At 63.4% G+C, this 20,195-nt stretch carries 16 protein-coding genes; 8 read left to right on the forward strand and 8 right to left on the reverse strand.

Annotated features, from left to right (window positions below; genetic code table 11):
* Window positions 1–8: 8 nt before the first annotated feature.
* From C442_RS15295 to C442_RS15315, 5 genes are read right to left on the reverse strand one after another with little or no spacing between them, the layout of a single operon-like run.
* Window positions 9–440: a PTS fructose transporter subunit IIB gene (locus C442_RS15295; RefSeq protein WP_008311980.1), complete on the reverse strand. Its 432-nt coding sequence runs from the start codon at window positions 438–440 to the stop codon at window positions 9–11.
* Window positions 437–2,122 carry a phosphoenolpyruvate--protein phosphotransferase gene (ptsP, locus tag C442_RS15300; RefSeq protein ID WP_008311981.1) on the reverse strand — a complete coding sequence of 562 codons (1,686 nt, stop codon included), beginning with the start codon at window positions 2,120–2,122 and terminating at the stop codon, window positions 437–439. Before ptsP ends, C442_RS15295 begins: the two co-directional genes overlap by 4 nt.
* Window positions 2,115–2,402 (reverse strand): HPr family phosphocarrier protein, encoded by a 288-nt coding sequence (locus C442_RS15305; protein ID WP_008311983.1) that lies wholly within the window; start codon window positions 2,400–2,402, stop codon window positions 2,115–2,117. The genes ptsP and C442_RS15305 overlap by 8 nt, the downstream gene beginning before the upstream one ends.
* Window positions 2,399–2,875 carry a PTS sugar transporter subunit IIA gene (locus tag C442_RS15310; RefSeq protein WP_008311985.1) on the reverse strand — a complete coding sequence of 159 codons (477 nt, stop codon included), beginning with the start codon at window positions 2,873–2,875 and terminating at the stop codon, window positions 2,399–2,401. Before C442_RS15310 ends, C442_RS15305 begins: the two co-directional genes overlap by 4 nt.
* A gap of 14 nt (window positions 2,876–2,889) precedes the next feature.
* Window positions 2,890–4,041 (reverse strand): PTS fructose transporter subunit IIC, encoded by a 1,152-nt coding sequence (locus C442_RS15315; RefSeq protein WP_008311986.1) that lies wholly within the window; start codon window positions 4,039–4,041, stop codon window positions 2,890–2,892.
* A 232-nt stretch (window positions 4,042–4,273) separates the two neighbouring features.
* Here C442_RS15315 and C442_RS15320 point away from each other — a divergent pair, with 232 nt between their 5' ends.
* Entirely contained in the window at window positions 4,274–6,232 is a 1,959-nt protein-coding gene (locus tag C442_RS15320; RefSeq protein ID WP_008311988.1) for an archaea-specific SMC-related protein, read from the forward strand.
* A gap of 39 nt (window positions 6,233–6,271) precedes the next feature.
* On the opposite strand, the gene rdfA is transcribed toward C442_RS15320, so the two are convergent.
* The gene (rdfA, locus tag C442_RS15325; protein WP_008311989.1) at window positions 6,272–6,868 is read right to left on the reverse strand and encodes a rod-determining factor RdfA; all 597 of its coding nucleotides are present in this window, start codon (window positions 6,866–6,868) and stop codon (window positions 6,272–6,274) included.
* Between the two features lie 310 nt (window positions 6,869–7,178).
* On the opposite strand from rdfA, the gene C442_RS15330 reads away from it, so the two are divergent.
* The 5 genes from C442_RS15330 (at window position 7,179) to C442_RS15355 (ending at window position 14,415) form a co-directional block, all read left to right on the forward strand.
* Window positions 7,179–7,871, forward strand: a complete 693-nt coding sequence (locus tag C442_RS15330) for a hypothetical protein (RefSeq protein ID WP_239642315.1) — start codon at window positions 7,179–7,181, stop codon at window positions 7,869–7,871.
* Window positions 7,868–9,178 carry a hypothetical protein gene (locus C442_RS15335; RefSeq protein ID WP_008311993.1) on the forward strand — a complete coding sequence of 437 codons (1,311 nt, stop codon included), beginning with the start codon at window positions 7,868–7,870 and terminating at the stop codon, window positions 9,176–9,178. Before C442_RS15330 ends, C442_RS15335 begins: the two co-directional genes overlap by 4 nt.
* A 914-nt stretch (window positions 9,179–10,092) precedes the next feature.
* Entirely contained in the window at window positions 10,093–12,627 is a 2,535-nt protein-coding gene (locus C442_RS15345) for a GcvT family protein (protein WP_008311998.1), read from the forward strand.
* Between the two features lie 43 nt (window positions 12,628–12,670).
* Complete coding sequence (locus tag C442_RS15350; RefSeq protein ID WP_008312000.1) at window positions 12,671–13,444, forward strand: electron transfer flavoprotein subunit beta/FixA family protein; 774 nt, start codon at window positions 12,671–12,673, stop codon at window positions 13,442–13,444.
* Window positions 13,445–13,446: 2 nt separating this feature from the next.
* Entirely contained in the window at window positions 13,447–14,415 is a 969-nt protein-coding gene (locus C442_RS15355; RefSeq protein WP_008312001.1) for an electron transfer flavoprotein subunit alpha/FixB family protein, read from the forward strand.
* Between the two features lie 48 nt (window positions 14,416–14,463).
* On the opposite strand, the gene C442_RS15360 is transcribed toward C442_RS15355, so the two are convergent.
* Window positions 14,464–14,844, reverse strand: a complete 381-nt coding sequence (locus C442_RS15360; RefSeq protein ID WP_008312002.1) for a cupin domain-containing protein — start codon at window positions 14,842–14,844, stop codon at window positions 14,464–14,466.
* Between the two features lie 150 nt (window positions 14,845–14,994).
* On the opposite strand from C442_RS15360, the gene C442_RS15365 reads away from it, so the two are divergent.
* Entirely contained in the window at window positions 14,995–15,588 is a 594-nt protein-coding gene (locus C442_RS15365) for a cyclodeaminase/cyclohydrolase family protein (RefSeq protein ID WP_008312003.1), read from the forward strand.
* A 117-nt stretch (window positions 15,589–15,705) separates the two neighbouring features.
* Here the strand turns inward: C442_RS15365 and C442_RS15370 are convergent, their stop codons facing one another.
* Window positions 15,706–17,451 carry a formate--tetrahydrofolate ligase gene (locus C442_RS15370; RefSeq protein ID WP_008312004.1) on the reverse strand — a complete coding sequence of 582 codons (1,746 nt, stop codon included), beginning with the start codon at window positions 17,449–17,451 and terminating at the stop codon, window positions 15,706–15,708.
* A 324-nt stretch (window positions 17,452–17,775) separates the two neighbouring features.
* Here C442_RS15370 and folP point away from each other — a divergent pair, with 324 nt between their 5' ends.
* Entirely contained in the window at window positions 17,776–20,175 is a 2,400-nt protein-coding gene (gene folP / locus C442_RS15375) for a dihydropteroate synthase (protein WP_008312005.1), read from the forward strand.
* Window positions 20,176–20,195: the final 20 nt, after the last annotated feature.

Raw genomic sequence — 20,195 nt, forward strand, 5'->3', positions numbered from 1 at the left:
ACTCCGTATCAACTAAGCAGACGCTTCAGTCGGGCCACGAGGCTCTTCGAACGGTCACCGCCACGGCGGCGCTGCTGATCAGACCCAGTATCTGCGGACTCGGACCGCTCTTCGCTCCCAGTGGCCAGCGCGTCGCCGTCGGCGGCCTCGATGGCATCGGCGATCATCCCCTCGGCGTCGTTGACGGCGTCCTTGACGGTGCCGTCGATTAGCGGGACGCTACTGAATCGATCCTGACTGACCGACGTGTCTGCGGCGATGATGGCGGCGTCGGCGGCTTCGATGTCAGCGTCGGAGAGTTCGTTCTCCGCGCCCATCGCGCCCTGGACTTCGACCTTGATATCGTGATCGTGTTCTTCCGCTGTCTGTTCGAGATTCTCGGCTGCCATCTGACTGTGTGCGATACCAGTCGGACAGGAGGTGACTGCGACGAGTTTCATGTGTCTACTGTGGTGTGGACTTCGCTTCGCGTTGCGGCGAGTCGGGCGCGGTCCCCGCGCTCGCTCGCGGCACTGTACTCGGTTTCGCTGACAGCCGTCTTGACCTCCGGAATCGTCACGGCGCTCATGCTGAGTTCGTCGAGGCCGAGACCGACGAGTAGTTCCGTCAGAGCGGGGTCGCCGGCCATCTCACCGCACATCCCGACCCAGGCGTCTTCGGCGTGGGCTGCGGTAACTGTCCGATGGATCGCGCGCAGGACGCCCGGATGCGTCGGGTCGTGCAGGTCATCGACGCGCTCGTTCTCCCGGTCGGCGGCCATCACGTACTGCGTGAGGTCGTTCGTCCCGATAGAGAGGAAATCCACTCGCGCGGCGAGTTCGTCCGCCATGAAGGCGGCGCTCGGTGTTTCAACCATAACGCCGACTTCGGGATCAACGGCGTCAGCGTCGCGGCCTTCAACATCGACCGCCGCTGCGTCCAGCGTGTCCAGTGCAGCATCGAGTTCCTCGACAGTGGCGACCAGCGGGAACATGATGGCAAGATCTCCAGCCCCATCCGCTCCAGCGCGCAGGAGCGCACGGAGTTGTGTGGCGAACAGGTCCGAATCGGGGGCGAGCGAGCGTCGTATCCCTCGCTCTCCAAGGAACGGGTTTTCTTCTTCTGGCAGGTCCAGATACGAGATGCGCTTGTCGCCCCCGATATCCAGCGTCCGGACGACGACGCGCCCGTCCGGGAACGTATCGAGCGCCTCGCGGACGGCCTCGTACTGTTCATCCTCCGACGGCGGCGTCTCCCGGTCGAGAAAGAGGAACTCGGTCCGGTAGAGGCCGACGCCGTCAGCTCCCCGTTCTGCTGCGGGGTCCAGTTCCGCCGGCTGGCCGATATTTGCCGCCACTTCGACGTGTCGCCCATCGGTTGTCTCGACGGACTCATCGACGACAGCAGCTCCCGAGTCGCTTGCTGCGGCCGCTCGCTCGGTGTCGTCGGGGCTGACTACCACCTCGCCGCTGTCGCCGTCGATCACGACCTCTTCCTCCCCCTCGACGGATTCGAGAGCGTCGCCGACACCGACGACGGCCGGCAGGGCCAGCGAGCGGGCGAAAATAGCCGCGTGGGACGTTCGTCCACCAGTGACCGTGGCAAACCCAGCGACGCGTTCCGGGTCAAGTTGCGCCGTGTCGCTGGGGGTCAGCCGCTCGGCGAGGACGACGCTTCCCTCTGGTAGGTCACCGAGATCGACCCGTTCGCCGTCGGTCAGCAGACGGAGGAGTCGGTCGCGAACGTCGCGGAGGTCGTCCGCGCGCTCGGCCATTCGACCGTCCATGCCCTCGAACTGCTCGATATGCTCGCCGAACGCGGCGTCGACGGCGTTTGGCGCAGGAAGCCCCTCGCCGACCATCGTCTCGACGCTGTCCTCGATAGTCGGGTCTTCGAGGAACTGGATGTGCGCGTCGAACACCGCGGCCTCGTCTTCGCCGACGCGTTCGGCGGTCGCCTCGCGCTCGGACTCCAGTTCGGTGCGGGCGGTGTCGACGGCGTCAGCGAACCGCTCGATTTCAGTCTCGGGATCGACTTCCACGCCGTCCGGGTCCAGGAGCGAGATGTCTCGGCCGTACCAGACAACCGACCCGACGCCGGAGCGCGGCGTCGCACCGGTACCGTGAAGCGTGCGTTCAGCCATCGTCAGTGTCCAGTTCCGCCTCTGGCGTTGTCAGTATCCGCTCCAGTTCGTCGAGCACTGCTTCTGCATCCGGTCCGTCGGCGACCAGTTTGATGTCGTCGTCCTGTCCGACGCCGAGGCTGGTGACGGCGATCATACTCGCCGCTTGGACGAGGTCACCGTCCGGACGACCGGCCGAGACTTCGGCCTCGTGGTCGTTGACGGCCTGGACGAACGCCGACGCCGGCCGCGCGTGCAGGCCCGCCTCCGGGACAATCGTCACAGTGCGTTCGACCGTCATGCGATTGCCTCCCGGAGCGCGTCCTGAACAGTCGCCTCGTCCTCTGCTTCGTGGAGTCGGTCCCGAACGTCGTCGTGCATCAGGGTTCGCGAGAGGGAGCTGAGGATGTTGAGATGCTTCTCGCCGCCGGCCTCCGGGACGAGAATCATGAAGATGAGCGTCGCCGGCTCGCCGTCCATCGAGCCGAAGTCGACGCCTTCCTCGGAGCGGGCAAACGCCAGTGACGGGCGGTTCACAGCGTCAGTCTTCGCGTGTGGAATCCCGATCCCCATGCCGACGCCCGTAGTGGTCTCCGATTCGCGTTCCAGCAGCGCGTCGAGTGCGCGGTCGCGGTCCTCGACCTTGCCGCCGTCGACTAGTAGGTCGAGCAAGAACTCGATACACGCTTCCTTCTCGGCTGGTGGCTCGGACAGCGAGATGTGGCTGGCCGGAATCAGTTCTTCGATATCGTCCGCTGCGATTGCGTCTGTCATTGTAGTCACAGTAGTTAGTCGTCCGTCGGTTGCGTGGTGCTCGTCTCCACCCCAGCGTCGATACGATCTTCGAAGTCCGGTTTGATCACTGTCGCGACGACGGCCGTCACGAGTGATCCCAGCAGGATGCTGCCCAGGAATGCGAGTGGCTGGTTCGACAGCAGGACCACGAAGATACCGCCGTGGGGGGCGGGCATCGTGACGCCGAGGGCCATCGAGGTCGCACCGCCGACAGCGCTACCGGCCACGATAGCCGGGATGACGCGCAGCGGGTCCGCGGCCGCGTACGGAATCGCACCCTCGGTGATGAACGACAGGCCGAGCACGACACCGCTTTTTCCGTTTTCGTACATCTCCGCCGCGTACTTGTGCGGCGCAATGAAGTTCGAGAGCGCAAGCCCGATCGGCGGAACCATCCCGCCGATCATCACCGCGGCCATCGGTGCGTAGATTTCCTCGGTGATGAGCCCGGTTGCGAACACGTAGGCGACCTTGTTGACCGGGCCACCCATGTCGAAGGCCATCATTCCACCGAGGATGAGGCCGACGACGATAGCCTGACCTCCCTGCATCGACTGCAGGAAGGAAGTCAGACCCTCGTTAGCGAGTGCGACGGGGACGCCCAGCACGAACAGCATGATGGGCGTCAGAACCGCCATCGTCGCGACAGGGATCAGCAGTACCGGCATCATCGGCTGGATGAACTCCGGGACGTCGAGGTTCTTGAAGAAACGCGCGACGTACCCGGCCAGCAGCCCAGCGACGATTGCGCCGAGATAGCCGGCACCGGCCTCACCGCCGGAGATACCGATTACTGTCGCCGCTTCGGCGACGACGTTCCCTTGCTGGAGAATGTATGCCAGCAGGAATCCCGGGGCGAGTCCCGGACGGTCGGCGATGGCATACGCGATGTATCCGCCGAGAATCGGAACCATAATCGTCAGCCCGGCGGTACCGACCTGTGCCAGGAACCAGCCTGCCGAGCCGGTGTTCTCGAACACTGTCTGTGTGTCCCCTATCGCGTACGCGACGGCGAGGAAGATACCCCCGATAGTCACGAAGGGGATCATGAACGATACGCCCGTCATCAGGTCCTCCTTGACGGAGGTTACGTGAGCGCGAAGCGCACTCTCGGCCCGGTCTTGATCTGTCATGGTCAACGACATCGACAGCTACGCCCATTGTGTGATATAAAGGTACACGTTTGAGAGTGTTATTTACCGAAATTGTTTGCTATATGTATTTAGGCGATTGTTTCTGCACGGAACTAGGTCCGCGAATCCGTTGGAATAACAGACATATGCTTGTTAGCCGCATGCAACTATTGGGATAGAAAACGGAATGTGTGGTGCCACACGCGCCATAGTGCTTATATCCGTCACTCGCACACACCGAAATATGGGTTCGCTCTCGGTATCCGGGGAGGTAGCTACGTTCACCGTCGAGAAGATCGGGGGGATCGACGAGACGACAGTCGAGGTCCCATCAGGGGTGACTGTGCTCCGAGGCCGGAACGCGACTAATCGGACATCGTTTCTACAGGCGGTGATGGCCGCTCACGGGAGCGAGTGGGCGAGCATCAAAGGTGACGCCGACCAGGGACACGTCGAACTCTCACTGGGGGAGGAGACGTACACCCGAACACTGACCAGAACCGACGACGGGGTTGCTGGGTCGGGCCTTGGCCTTCTCACTGACCCGACGGTTGCGGATCTGTTCGCGTTCCTGCTCGAAGACAACGCGGCCAGGCGAGCCGTCGAACGAGGGGAGAACCTTCGAGAGATCATTATGCGGCCGGTCGACGTGGCGTCTATCCACCGACAGATACGTGCGGCCGAGCAGCGCAAGGAGGAGATCGACGAGGAACTCGACCGTATCGCGGCGCTCAAGCGCGACCTCCCGGACCTCGAACGGCAACAGGCAACTCTGCGCGACGAGATCGCCGAGAACAGAGACGACCTCCAGCGCGTGGAGGACCGAATCGACGAGCGGGACGTAGATTTCCAGACGACCCAGCAAAACAGGGACGAACTCGAAACGGCCCTCGATGAACTCCAGGCGACTCGATCCGAACTGAAACGTGTGCGAAACGATATCCAGTCAGAACAGGAGAGTATCGCGGCACTGCGCGAGGAGCGAGGGAGCCTCGCGGTCGAACGATCCGGGCTTCCGGAATCGCCGGACGAACGACTCGAAGCGCTCGAATCGGACATCGAGCGGCTTCGAGAGCGCAAACGAGAGCTCTCAGAGTACACCACCCGACTGCAGAACGTCGTCGGGTTCAACGAGGAACTGCTGTCCGGCGAGCACCGGGAGATAACCGATGCTATCGACGCAAAGCCAGAGAGCGTGGGTGACATCACGGACCAGCTGTATAAGGGGTCAAAGACGACCTGCTGGACCTGTGGCTCGCGAGTGAAACCGGACCGTATCGAGTCGACGCTCCAGAGCATGCGTGACCACCTTCAGGAGACGGTCACGGAGATCGACGATATCGACGATGAACTCGACGAACTGACCGACCGACGTGACGAAATTGCGGAGACGCGCACGCGAGCGCGAGAACTCACCGTCACGATTGAGGAGGTCGACGCCGAAATCGAGCGCCGGCAGACGACTGTTGTCGACCTCCGAGAGCGACGCAACAACCTCTCCGCCCGCGTCGAGGAACTCGAGGAGCGGGTCACCTCGCTCCGAACCGAAGAGTTCGACGAAGTGCTCGAACTCCATACGAAAGCGAACGAACTGGAGCTGGAACTGGACCGGCTCGAATCCGAACGAGACGAGGTACGCGAGGAGATCGCCGACATCGAGTCGGAAATCCGCCGGAACGACGAACTGGCTGCCCAACGGGAAGACGTGGTTGACGAGCTGATCGACCTCCGTTCTCGCATCGACCGCCTCGAAGCCGATGCGACCGACCAGTTCAACGAGAAGATGGACGACCTGCTCGACATTCTGAGCTACGGCAACATCGAACGGATCTGGCTCGAACGGACCGACACACCCGATGACCCGGTCCATAACAGCGACGACAGCGTCACTGGGTCGACGTTCACGCTCCACGTCGTCAGGAGTACCGACGGTGGAACTGTCTACGAGGACACTGTCGGCCATCTGAGCGAGAGTGAGCGGGAAGTAACCGGGCTCGTGTTCGGACTCGCCGGCTACCTCGTCCACGACGTGTACGAGGAAGTCCCATTCATGCTGCTTGACTCACTGGAAGCCATCGACGCGGAGCGCATCGCCTCCCTAGTCGAGTACTTCGCGGAGTACCCCGCCTATCTCGTCGTCGCGTTGCTCCCCGAGGACGCACAGGCGCTTCCGGATAGTTACAACCGGATTACGGATATCTGATCCGGTTGTGGTCCCCCAAAGACCGAACTTACTGAGCGCTCACTCACAGTCACAGCCGCCGCGGTCGAGAAGGTCACTGATGCCGTAGCGCGTCCCGCAGTCCTGACAGCGAATATCGATGCTCACGAACACTCGGTACTCGCCGACAGTGAGTTTGTCAGCGGTGTTCAGTCGGTCGACCGTATCCCGGACGATTGTCTCGACGCGGCTGCGGAGGCGGTCTATTGTCCCGCGTTCCTGCTCGACCTGTTCAGTTTCGGATTCAGGCTCGTAGCTCACATCACGAACCTCTGTGAGGTAGTACCGAATCGCCTGATACGTGACGAACTGGCTTTCCAGCGTATCGACGTCGATGCCTGCCCGTTCGAGTCGGTTCCGCGCTTCGATCCGTTTGCCCGCACTGACGTCGTCGTCCGTCAGGAGTCGATAGAAGTTCGCCGGTTCGCCGTCGATGACGTCCATGCTCGAATCGCGAATCGCAGCCACGAGCAGCGCTTGATTGAACCGGTCAGCGAGGTCACGGAGACTCTGTCGTTCCCCATTCTTCCCGAGCCACGCGTGCTCCAGTTCCGTTCCCATCGACGTCAGTCCGTACGTTTCGATCAACTGTGCGACTTTCGACTGCGCTGACCCCATTATCGCCAGAACGCGTCGAGCCGGTTTAGCCGTTTTGTTGCGATATCTGCGTCTCTATCCACAACTTGGCAGCCATACTTCTTGATTACAGAGTGCACACTCATACGAGTGTATTTAGCCACAGATATGTGCGATATATATCAATAGGGCCGCAAATAGATGTATAATGACTGTATTTATAGACATATAAGCACCGACTACGACAGAGAGCCACTCCTGAATCTATTCTTCGGGATATCTGATACGCTTTCGGTAACGCCCATCTACCACGAGAATTTTATACCTGACATTACAAGCGGGAAATCACACGATGGTCCCCTCCACTCGACGTACCCTCCTCCACAGCGCATGCGGGCTAGCGGCGATACTGGCCGGCTGTAGTGGATTGTTCGAGGGCAGCGGCGAATCAACGCGCACCGCTTCCGAAAACGATGGCTCGGCCGCTCCGGGAACTGGCATAGAATCCGACCCGGAGGCAGTTGTCACACGCGTTGACGCCGACCGTCAGCCTGTCTGGCTCGACGATGGAGACAGTCGGCCAACCGAAAGCCGACACTCCCGTCGATTGGAGTCCAAGATTATCGATACGGCATCCAAAGCAGACCGACTTACCGTCGCTGAAGACGTGGACAGTTCGCTGACTGAGACCTTCCTCGACGAGACTGACTTCGACACGGAAACCGTCTACGTCCAGAACGTGATGATCGAGGAGTGCTTTCGACTAACGCTCTGTCAGGTCAGCTGGACGACTAACAGCGTCTCGACCGACTACGGCCGAGTGAGTCGTCCCTACGACGAACCCTGCACAGCAGGCAACAAGGTGTACGCGGTGTGGTTCATCCGGATTCCCGAGACAGTCAACGCCGACGACATCTCCAGTTACTCCTCCTCCATCGGTGGGAGCGCCTGTGACAGCCAGCGAGTCGATGCCGAGGGCGAGGGCGGGGGCGGGTCAGCCCGAGATAGCGACCGCCGAACCCAGACTGGTGGTGAGCAGGTATGACCGACGACACGTCCGCGACGGGCGGGGAGTCCGGTCGGATGACCCGCCGTGGTGTGCTCGCCCTGGTTGGGGCCAGTGCTATCGCTGGCTGTAGCAGTATCGACAGTCTGGGTGGGGAACGCGAGGCAACTATCGATGCCTACAATCTGCCCGATGTCCCGCGCGACGAAGAGCGAGAAGCCCCAATCCCCCCGGTGATACCGGTCGACATCGAAACGAGCCATTTCGACGCCGTGAGGGAGCGGGTACGCTCGCTGCTGGCGACGCTTCCGACCCCGCTCGGTCCAGAAGAAATCCCGAACGGTCACATCCGCCAGCACCTGACAGGTGCCGCCAGTGACGCCTCGGACGGCCTCGACGATGCGCGGACGGCCCGAACCGGGTTGATGGCGCTCCGGTCGCTACGTTCGGCCCGCGAAAACGCCCGCTACGCCGCTGCGGGGTGGGGTGTTGTCGAGAGCGGCCGTACCGCTGCGCCGCTCCGAGACGAACACAGCCGAACTGTGTCGGCGGCCCGCGAAACCCGACAGGAGCACGAATACGTCGGGATGGACCCGGTGCGCGCGGCGCTGGTCCACGCCCGTATCGAGACGGGACTGGAGCGGGCCAGTGACATGGACGTCCTACCCAGAGAAGAGTCGGAGTTACTGTCGGTCGCCGAATGGGGTGAGACGGCCGAGTCGGCACAGGCGTATCTCGACGACGCTCGCCACCTGCGGGCGCGGTTCGCTGCTTCGCTTCCATCCGATACCGGGACGGTCAGGCCGACACTGAGTGATGCAGCGGAAGCACTGCTGGCGGACATCCGCGACAGGCAGGCGGACCTGCCGCCGGAGACGGCCGCTGACGACCGCACTCCAAGGAAGATGGTTTTCGAAGAGCTCCGCTGGGAAGCCGAGAGCGGTACCAGCCGCCTCACGGACGCCGTCGGGCCCGCGAGCGCCGTCGTCAATGCGAACGGTCGGCTCGCCCGGTTCCGAGCGCTCGACCGCATTCAGTCACGTCGGGAGGCGGACGAACTCGCTCGGCCATCCGATGGGACAGCGGTTCGCGAAATCAGACAGACCGCGTACGATGCACTCACCGCGGCCCTCGAATCGAGTTCGCAGCCGGAGCTGGTCCGGACGGTTCTCGTCGACGCCGGCCACAGGGTCATGGCCGCTGACCGTGAGTTAACACATCATCAGGGAGAGATATCGGCCACCACGCTCGATAGAAGCGTTGCGGACTACTGGCACGCGACAGCACTCGCCCGTTCAGCGTTGGCAGCGACGCAACAGACAGTCCGGGCGCTGCAGGCCGACTGAAACGGCATGACAACAGCGCCACAACTGCTTCGGCGGTCGTCGACCACGCGCCGCCACACTGTTATGTAGTTCCTTCTTCACAATATCCCTCTGATACTGATAGGCTCTGTGAGCTAATGTTGGTACGATTGTTATTCTCGGTCCCGTGGACGGCCACCCCGATATCGAATGGGCTGTCGCTATTCCTGAGCTGCACCGCCCTATAGAAATCGGGACCGAAGCAGCACCCACCGCTATCAGCGCGAGTGATGTCGGGAGACCGGTGACAGAGCGGACTCTCAAGGTTCAGGCAATGCCTTCGACCTGCTCACTTAGTATTACTCAGCGGGTGTAATACACGACAGTAACAGTCGGTGATATCTCGTGGCGTGAAATCACGACGTCACCGTTGTCATTCGAGCAACGGGGTAGTGAGGAGAGATGCGTGGTACGTCACGTCATCCCGTTTGGCTGCAATGGATTCCCGTGAACAGGATCCTGCACACCAATACGATACTGTGACCCAACTGACGGAGGACTCTCAGGCCGGGTCGAAACCGGTCATGCGTGCCTTCGGTCCGGAGACCGAGACGACGACCAGAGAGCGCGTCGAAACCATTCCAACGGACGGCACAAAACTCATACCATTGGTTTTTTGATAGAATGAGTATTCTGCCCGTCCCTCCGACTCTGAAACGTGAGCGTGGCCCTGTCGACGCGACTACCGAACAGAAACAGGGGGTTTGTAGCTGCTGACACCCTGAACAACGAATGATTCCCGGCGTTCTGCGTCCCAGCCGTATATAAATCGCCGCAGAACTGTGGTCCCTGCTTCTTTCCCGAGAGGGGCCACGCTCAAAACGGATGATGTTGAGAGCTATCACCACGAGCAGCGAGAGTACAGTTCGGTCCGCCAGCATACGGGTGAGACCGCGATGAGTTCGAACTCGCTGCCGTCAGCGGCGAAGACAGTAATCATCGGTGGCGGTATCGTCGGAAACAGTCTCGCGTACCATCTCGCCCGGATGGGGCGAGAAGACATCGCGATTCTGGACAAGGGGCCGTTGCCCGACCCCGGTGGGTCGACCGGTCACGCCTCGAACTTCCTGATGCCGGTGGAACACTCGAAGGAGATGACCCACCTCACCCGACGGAGCATCGAGCAGTACAAGGACATGGACACGTTCACCAACAGCGGCGGTATCGAGGTGGCACGCACCGAGGAACGGATCGAGGAGCTGAAACGGCGCGTCCAGTCAGCGAAGGCGTGGGGGGAACCGGCGGAGCTGTTGACCCCCGAGGAAGTCGAAGCGCTCGTACCCTACGTCAACACTGACCTCATCAAAGCGGGGTTCTACAGCACCGGTGCGGGCACCTGTGATCCGCTCCGGGCCGGCGAAGTGATGCGAGCGCGGGCAGACGAGTACACCGACGGCGGGCTACACGTCTCGCCCAACACCGAAGTGCTCGACCTTCACGTCAAAGACGGGTCGATACAGGCGGTCGAGACCGACCGCGGGACCGTCACGGCCGACGAGGTGGTCATCGCGGCCGGACTGTGGAGCCCGAAAATCGCCGAGATGGCCGGCGTCGAGATTCCGCTTACACCGGCAGTCCACCAGATGGTCAGCGTCGGCCCGATTTCATTCTTCGAGGATTACGAGGGCGAAATCTCGTTCCCGGTCGTCCGCGACATGGACACGCAGATGTACGAGCGCCAGCACGGGAACGACCTCGAAGTGGGGTCGTATCAGCACCGGCCGATACTGTGGGACGTCGAGGACATCCCGTCCATCGACGAAGCGCCGCTCTCGCCGACCCAGCCGCCGCTGACCGACGACGCCTTCGAGCAGTCGATGGCCGATGCGCTGGAGATCGTCCCGGAACTCCTCGACGACCCCGAGGCCGGCATCCGCCACGAAATCGACGGCCTACTTTCGCAGACGCCAGACGGTGCACCGCTTCTGGGCCCACTGCAGGACGTCGACGGGCTCTGGTCGTGTGCCGCGGTCTGGATCAAGGAGGCCCCGGCCATCGGCGAGGCGGTCGCCCAGTGGATGACGCGTGGCTGGTCGGACATCGACCTTCACGGAGCCGACGTGAACCGGTTCTACGAGTACGGGACCTCCCGCTCGTTCGTCAAAGACCGGGCCAGCGAAGGGTTCCAGAAAATCTACGACATCGTCCACCCGGCCGAACAGTACCAGTCGGCGCGGGAACTCCGGACGAGCCCGTTCCACGAGAAACAGGCCAACTTCCACGCGGAGTTCTTCGAGGCGGCGGGCTGGGAACGGCCGCAGTGGTACGAGTCGAACGGCGACCTGCTGGACCGGTACGAGGAAGAACTCGCCGAGTTCCAGCGGCCGAACGAGTGGGACTCGCGGTGGTGGTCGCCGATCATCCTCGCAGAGCATCTCCACACCCGCGAGCACGTCTCCATGATCGGTGACATGGGCTTCAGCATCTTCGACTTCCGCGGGTCGGACGTCGTCGACTACCTCGAACGGATGGCTGTGGGCCGCGTCGACGTTGACGTGGGCAAGACCGTGTACACGCCGATACTCGCCGAGAACGGCGGCTTCGTCTCGGACCTGACCATCGCCCGCCTCGGTCCCGACCACTACCGGGTCGTCACCGGCGGCGCGGCGGGCGGGGCCGACCGGGCCTGGTTCGGCGACCACATCCCGGACGGTGCCGACGTGACCCTCATCGACCAGTCCGAGTCGCTGTGTACGCTGGGCGTCTGGGGGCCGAACGCCCGCGACCTGGTGGCCAGTGTCACAGAGGAGGACATGTCTCACGACGCCTTCGAGCCATACACGGCACAGGAGCTCACAGTCGGTGAAGTAGAGGCGTGGGCGATGCGGCTCTCCTACATCGGCGAGCAGGGCTGGGAGATCTACGCCCCGATGGGCCAGGGCCGCCGGCTCTGGGACGTGCTCTGGGAGGCCGGGCAGGACCACGACGTCCGACCGGCCGGCATGGGTGTCTACGGGACGACCGGTCGCCTGGAGAAGGGGTACCGACTGTTCGGCCACGAACTGGAACTGGACTACAACCCCGCGGAGGCCGGGCTGACGTTCCACGGCGTCAAGGACGCCGATTTCATCGGAAAGGAAGCCTACGCCGAAGCCATCGACGAGGAGAACGCGGCCACGCTGTGTACGCTGTCCGTCGACGACCACGCCCCGGAGGGCGGCGAGCGCCGCTTCATGCTGGGCAACGAGCCGGTCCTCGACATGAACGGGGACGTTCTGGTCGACGACGAGGGCCGGCGCTCGTACGTGACCAGCGCCGGGACCGGTCCGAGCGTCGGAAAACACCTCCTCATGGCGTATCTCCCGCAGTCCTTCGCTGAGGAAGGCCAGAGCCTCCAGGTCGAGTACATGGGCCAGCAGTACCCGGTGACGGTCGAAGTCGTCGGGAGCCGGCCGCTGTTCGACCCGGAGAACGAGCGCATCAGGAGCTAGCACAGCCAGTGAACCGACCGCAATCGAACGACGGAGACACGACATGGACACCGTAGCCTGCATCAAGCGCGTGCCGGACACCGGCGCGAAACTCACACTGACCGACGACGAACAGGAGATAGACACGAGCCATCTTGGGTTCACGATATCGCCCCACGAGGAGTGCGCCGTCGAGGAAGCGATTCAGGTGGCCGACGACCACGACGGGACGGCCACCGTGATGTCGCTCGGATCGGTGGACGCCGACGAACAGCTCCGGACCGGGCTCGCGATGACGGCCGACGAGGCGACGCTGCTGGAAACCGACGGGGAGGAGTGGCGGCCTCGCGAAACGGCGGCCGCGCTCGCGGACGCCCTCAGCGCCGACTCCGGGACCGACCCCGAGTTCGACCTCCTCCTGTTCGGCAACGAATCAGCCGACGTGGCGAACCACCAGGTCGGCGTCCGCGTCGCCGAGCGGCTAGACATGCCGTTCGTCGCGGGCGTGTCAGATCTGACGATTGAGGACGGGATAGCCGTCGCCGAGCGCGACGTGACCGGCGGAACCGAGGTGTATGAACTCGACCTCCCGGCGGCCGTCGGCGTCAAAGAAGGGCTCAACCAGCCCCGCTACGCTTCGATGCGCGCCAAGATGCAGGCGCGCAAACAGTCAATCGGGCGGCAGGACCCGGTCGCCGGCGAGTTCGACGGGGGTATCGAGAAAGTCCGGTTGGAAGCGCCGGAGAGCACGGAGGGCGCGGCCGAGGTGCTCGGCGAGGGACCGGACGCCGTACCCGCAGTCGTCGACCTGCTCCGCGATGATCTGGAGGTGATCTGACCGTGATACTGAGCCTCGTCGAACACGCGGGCGGGAGGCCCGAAGAAACCTCGCTAGAGGCGCTCACGCTGGCCCGTGAACTGGCGACGGCGACCGACGCGGCGCTCGAAGCCGTCGCGTTCGGCGCAGAATCGGCGGCGCTCGGGGAGAAAATCGGCGACTACGGCGTAGAGACGCTCCACCACGTCGGTGACGAGCGGCTTGACACGTACGCACCCGAGGCCTGGGCGGAGAGTATCGCGCAGTTGCTCGACGCCACAGACCCGGAAGCAGTCGTCGCCCCGGGGACTGACCGCGGACAGGAGGTGCTGGCCCACGTCGGTGCCAGGCGCGACCTGCCGATGGCGGCCAACTGTCTCGACGTCGAGGCCGGCGACGTGTACGAACTGTCGCGCCAGCGATGGGGTGGTAGCCTCGTCGAACACGCATGCCTTGATAGTGACACGAAACTGGTGACTGTGGCGGAACACGAGTTTTCGCCGGAGACGGCGGCTGAACCCACTGACACGTCCGTCCAGCCGTTCGAGCCGTCGCTCGACGAGAGCGCGTTCCGGGTCACCGTCGACCGCGTCGAGGAGTCCGACGAGACCGGTGTGTCGCTCGGTGAGGCACGCGTCGTGGTCGGCGGCGGGCGCGGCGTCGGCGATCCGGAGGACTACGACAAACTGGAGACGCTGGCCGATAGCCTCAGCGGAACCGTCGGCGCGTCACGGGCCGCCGTCAACGAGGGTTGGCGACCACACGACGACCAGATCGGACAGACGGGCACGAAGATCAGCCCGGACCTCTACGTCGCCTGTGGCATCAGCGGCGCAGTGCAGCACATGGTTGGCTGTAAGGGTGCGGACAACATCCTGGCAATTAACACCGATCCCGAGGCGGCCATCATGCAGAAGGCCGACTACGCCGTCGTCGGCGACCTCCACGAGGTCGTGCCGGAACTGAACGACGCGCTGGCTGACGAGCGCTGAGACGACCGGTCTTCAGGTTGCACGGAGAAGGACACTGGCCGACTCGTCTCACTTCTCGACAACGTAGTCCCCGAAGTTGTCGACAGTTCCCACCGGCGGCGCACCGAAGGCGAGCCAGACGTGTGTTTCATCGGTGTGGTTACAGAGGTTCCGGACCGTGTCCGGATGGACGCGGACGACCCCGCCCTCGGGTACCTCGTGAACGTCACCCTCGACGGATATCTGGCCACCGGTCGTTGCGACGAACACCTCTTCTTGGCCGTCGTGTGTATGCGGCGTCGTCACGGAGTCCGGTTCGACGATGACCTGATTCACCCGCATCTCCTCACAGCCGAGCGGGTCCGTGAGCTTCCGGACCTCTGTATCGCAGGTATTGAACTGTTCCGTCGGCACCGTCGCTGGCTGGACGATTTCGTACGGAGACGCCATATATCGTCTTGACACAGTCCAGTCATAGCCTTTGTGACGGGATGGCCCACACGGACCGAATACCTCCAGGGAAATCATTAGGCGAGTGGGCCGAGAGTGCCGCCGTATGGACAGTCAATCACCAGAGACGACCGGAATTGAGTCCGACAGATGACCTTCGCGGACCAGCCAATCGGCGAGTTCCTTGCTGATGTCGCGTCGGGCCAGGTGACTCCGAGCGGCGGTGCGGTCGCGGCCGTCGGCGGCGCGATGGGCGCGGCGCTCTGTGGGATGGTCTGTATCCACACTGTCGGCACAGACGGGTCCGGTACAGAGTCCGGTGAGCTATCGGCTCTAGCGGACGGTCTGGCCGATAACCGGAAACGGCTGCTCGACCTCGCTGACGAGGACGCGGCAGCGGTCGACGCGGTCGGGGAAGCCTTTGAATCCGGGGACGTCGCCCGGATGCAGGCGGCCTCGAAACGCTCGACGGAGGTGCCACTGGAGACAGCCGAGGTCTGTCTCAACGTCGTCGAGCACGCCCGCACGGTAACTGCGAAGGGGACGCCGGTCGCCGTCCCGGACGCGGCTGTCGGGGCGCTGCTCGCGGCGGCGGCGCTACAGGCGTCCGTCTCGACCGTTCGGGCCAATCTCGACATGATAGACGACGAATCATTCGTGGCAGCCATGAAGCGGCGGGCAGACGAGGCAGAAGCGGCCGGCGAAGCGGCGCTCGACGAAGCGGTCGCAAACGCGGAGCGGTGAGCGTCGTCCGTTCATCGAACGCTGAGCGGTGAGCGTCGTCCGTTCATCGAACGCTGAGCGGTGTCCAATAAAAGTCGAGGCGGCGAAACGCGAAAGCTGGGACGCAGGACCGGATTGTCAGAACAGGCCCGAAATGTTGCCGTCTTCGTCGATGTCCATGTCGGCCGCGGCTGGACGGGCCGGCAGGCCAGGCATCGTGAGCGCGTCGGCCGTGAGAGCGACCAGGAAGCCCGCACCGGCAGATGGGTACACTTCGCTGATTTCGAGCTCCCAGCCCTCGGGTGCACCCTTCTGGCTCGCGTCGTCGCTCAGCGAGTGGAACGTCTTGGACATGACGACCGGGTAGTCGTCGAAGTCGAGGTCGTTCATCTGCTCGATGTCGTCGAGCGCGCCGCCGGTGTATTTCACGTCGTCAGCGCCGTAAATCTCGGTCGCGACAGTGTGGATCTTCTCCTTGATGCTGTCCTCGTCGTCGTACAGCATCCGGAAGTCCTCCTCGTTGCTCTCCTCGGTTGCCTCGATGACGTTCTCCGCGAGGTCGACGCCGCCCTCGCTGCCGTCCGAGAACACGTTCGACTCGGCCGCTCTGACGCCGAGGTCCTCACGGCAGTGGTCCAGCACGGCCTGGATCTCTTCGTCGGTGTCGTCAGGGAAGCGGTTGACGGAGACGACGACCGGGACGCCGAACTTCTGGAGGTTCGTCGCGTGCTTGTCGAGGTTCGAGAAGCCCGCTTCGACGGCTTCGACGCCGGCTTCGTCGATTTCGTCGTAGTCGACCGGCCACTGGTCCAGTCCGTGGTATTTGAGTGCGCGGACCGACGCCACTAGCACGACGGCGTTCGGCGTCATATCGCCTTTGCGACAGACCACGTCCATGAACTTCTCGGCCCCGAGGTCGGAGCCGAAACCAGCCTCGGTGACGAGGTAGTCGCCCATGCCGAAGGCAGTCTTGTCGGCGACCAGGGAGTTCGTCCCGTGGGCGATGTTCGCGAACGGCCCGCCGTGGACCAGCGCCGGCGTCCCCTCGATGGTCTGGACGACGTTCGGTTTGATCGCGTCCCGGAGTAGCATGGTTGCTGGGCCGGTCGCCTCGATGTCGTCGACAGTGACCGGGTCACCGTCCTCGTTGTAGGCAACGATGATGCGACTGACTCGTTCTTTGAGGTCGCCCAGGTCACTTGCCAGACACAGCACGGCCATCAGTTCTGAAGCGGCGGTAAGGAGGAAGCTGTCTTCCCGCGGCGTCCCGCCGGTTTTCCCGCCCAGGCCCACGACCGTCTCCCGGAGCGCGCGGTCGTTCATGTCGATAGCGCGCGGCCAGGAGACGTTGTTGATGTCGATGTCAAGGTCGTCACCCTGCGAGATCTTCGCGTCGAGCATCGCGGCGATGAGGTTGTGCGCGGAGGTGAGCGCGTGGAGGTCGCCGGTGAAGTGGAGGTTGATGTCCTCCATCGGAAGGACCTGCGACCGGCCGCCGCCTGCCGCGCCGCCTTTGACACCGAACACTGGGCCAAGCGACGGTTCCCGGATAGCGATCATCGCTTCCTCGCCGACGTGGTTGAGCGTCTGTCCGAGACCGACGGTCGTTACCGTCTTCCCCTCGCCTTTCGGCGTCGGCGTCATCCCGGTTACCAGGACGAGGTTCTGCTCCTTGTCCTCGGCCTGTTCACGGAGGCGCTCGATGGCGTGTTGTTTGACTTTCGCGGTGTATTCGCCGAAGTACTGGAGGTCGTCGAGGCCGAGTCCCCACGGCTCGACCAGTTCCCAGATCGGTTCCATGTCGGTCGATTGGGCGATATCGTAGTCCGTCGGAATCGGCTCCTGTGTCTCTTCGGCCGCGGATTGCTCATCCTGTGAAGACATCTCGACTAGCCCTTCCCTGCAGCGTCGTAATAATGTTAGTGAACCTGATACTATCGGGATAGGATGTGTTCGAGCCGCTGTTACAGACCGCGTAAGCCACATCATGTCTCTCGGCTTACGAGATCGGTTCCGTGGCCCAACAGCAGGCCGGACGGCAGCGGCCGCAAAGTCTGGAGCTAGGAGACGACTCGATCACTGTCTCCGGGCCTCATTGAAGAATTTCCCGTCGGTTTCGGCCCGAAGGGGCTGCTCTACCTCGGTACGCGCTATCGACGCAGAACCCCCGGCGATAAATTAATCAGGCCGCCGCCGCCCAATTATGGTATGGAGTACCACGAGTCGGCGGACTACCTGCAGTCGCTACAACGCCGTCGGCCCAAGTTGGGGACCGATACGACGGCGCGGATGCTCTCACACCTCGGGGACCCGGACGACAGTTTCGATAGCGTGCAGATCGCCGGGTCGAACGGAAAGGGAAGCACCGCCCAGATGACCGAGAGCGTGCTCAGGGCCGCCGGGCTGGACGTCGGCCTGTTCACTTCGCCGGGATTGAACGGCTTTCGGGAGCAAGTCACGGTCAACGGCGGCCGGATACCCAAAGAGCGGGTGACGGAGTTCGTCGAACAGATCGAGCCATGTATCGACCGCCTGGCCGCCGAGGACGACAAGCCGACGCATTTCGAGGTACTCACCGCGCTTGCGCTCTATCATTTCGATGTCGAAGACGTCGATGTGGCAGTACTGGAAGTCGGTATCGGCGGCCGGTACGACGCCACGAGCGCGGTCGATCCCGTCGCAAGCGCCGTCACCAGCATCAGTTTAGAACACACCGACCTGCTCGGCGACACGGTCGAGGAGATCGCCCGCGACAAAGCACAAGTCGCGCCGCGGGACGCCCCGCTCGTGACCGGAACCACCGGCGCTGCCCTCGAGGCGGTTCAGGGGGTTACCGATACCATCACTGTCGGTGGTGAGGGGGCTGCTGTCACCGCCGTCGAAAACGGCATGCGTTCGGCCGTCGAGAACCGGATCGCACTCACTGGGCCGGACTGGGCCCTCGAATCGAACCTCAAGCTGCTCGGACAGCATCAGGCGGAGAACGCCGGCGTCGCCGCGACACTGGCCCGACAACTCATCGACGTGGACACCGAAACCATATCCGAGGGGCTTCGGGCCGCGACGCTGCCGGGGCGGTTCGAGATCCGGTCGACGGACCCGATGGTGGTCCTCGATGGTTCCCACAACCCCGGCGCGATGGAGACGCTGACAGCACTCATCGAACGGTACGAGTACGATGACCTCCACGTCGTCTTCGCCGCGATGCAGGACAAGGAGTACGAACGGATGATTGCGACGCTTCCGGCCGTCGAGACGGCGTTCCCTGCGCGACCGGAAGTCGACCGAGCCGCGAGCACCGAATCGCTCGCTGCCGCGTTCGAGGGCCAGGCAGCCCAGGTACAGCAGGTCGAGTCCGTTCCCGAGGCCACCGAACGTGCGATAGCGGCGGCCGACGCGGACGACTTCGTGCTCGTAGCCGGGTCGCTCTACGCAGTCGCCGAAGCTCGGGACCGCTGGTGCCGGCTGGTCGTTCCCGGGGACAACCTCCAGCAGGCGTCGACGGGAGAGACTGCTAAAGCCGGAAGTGAATCGGAAATCCACCAGCAGATGCTTTCGGTCACGTTGCGGCGCGAACAGGCAGGCGTCGTCAAACAGGCGTTCGAGGACTGCGGCGGCACCTGTACTCGTTCAGCTGTCGGAATGCCGGAGAAGCTCGTCGACACGACGCTGTCGGGAACGCCGCGACAGTTTCAACGGCTCACTGGCCGACTGGCTTCGGCGGGGCTGGGGCTCGGTCGGCTCGCCACGCAGCTCGAAGGCGCGCTGTCTGACAGGTCGTTCCCGCCGCCGTTCGACAGTGACGAGGCGGCTGTGATGGGTATTCTCAACGTCACGCCGGACAGTTTCTACGACGGCGGCGAGTACGACCGTCGCGACCTCGCGGTCAGTCACGCGGAACAGATGATCGAGTCCGGGGCGGACATCGTCGATATCGGCGGTGAGAGCACGCGTCCCGGGGCTGACCCGGTGTCCGTCGAAACAGAGATCGACCGCGTGGTGCCCGTTATCGAGGCGGTGTCCTCGCTCGACACCACTGTCTCCGTAGATACCCGCAAGGCCGCCGTCGCTGACGCGGCGCTGGACGCCGGTGCCGACATCGTCAACGACGTGTCGGGACTGTCGGACCCCGAGATGCGGTTCGTGGTTGCCGACCACGACGCGTCCGTTATCCTGATGCATAGCCTGTCCGCACCAGTGGACCCAGGCCGAACTGTGACCTACGACGATGTCGTCGATGACGTGCTTCGAGACCTCACGGAACAGATACTGCTTGCCGAGCAAGCCGGAATCGACCGCGAGCAGGTCATCGTCGACCCCGGCTGTGGGTTCGGGAAGGACGCCGCCGAATCGTTCGAACTCGTCGACCGCCTCCACGAGTTCCACGCGCTCGGCTGTCCGGTGCTGGTCGGGCACTCCCGGAAGTCGATGTTCGCCGACATGAGCGAGGCAGGAGCAGACAGGCTGCCACCGACCCTGGCCACGACAGCGCTGGCCGCTGAACGCGGGGCTGACGCCGTCAGGGTCCACGACGTCTCCGAGAACAACGCCGTGCTCAAGACGGTCTCAGCGACGGCGTCACGACCGTCCCAGCTTCGACAACAGTGATACCTGTCCAGCCCGAACAG

It is taken from the genome of Haloarcula amylolytica JCM 13557 (genome assembly GCF_000336615.1).
Lineage (GTDB): Archaea > Halobacteriota > Halobacteria > Halobacteriales > Haloarculaceae > Haloarcula > Haloarcula amylolytica.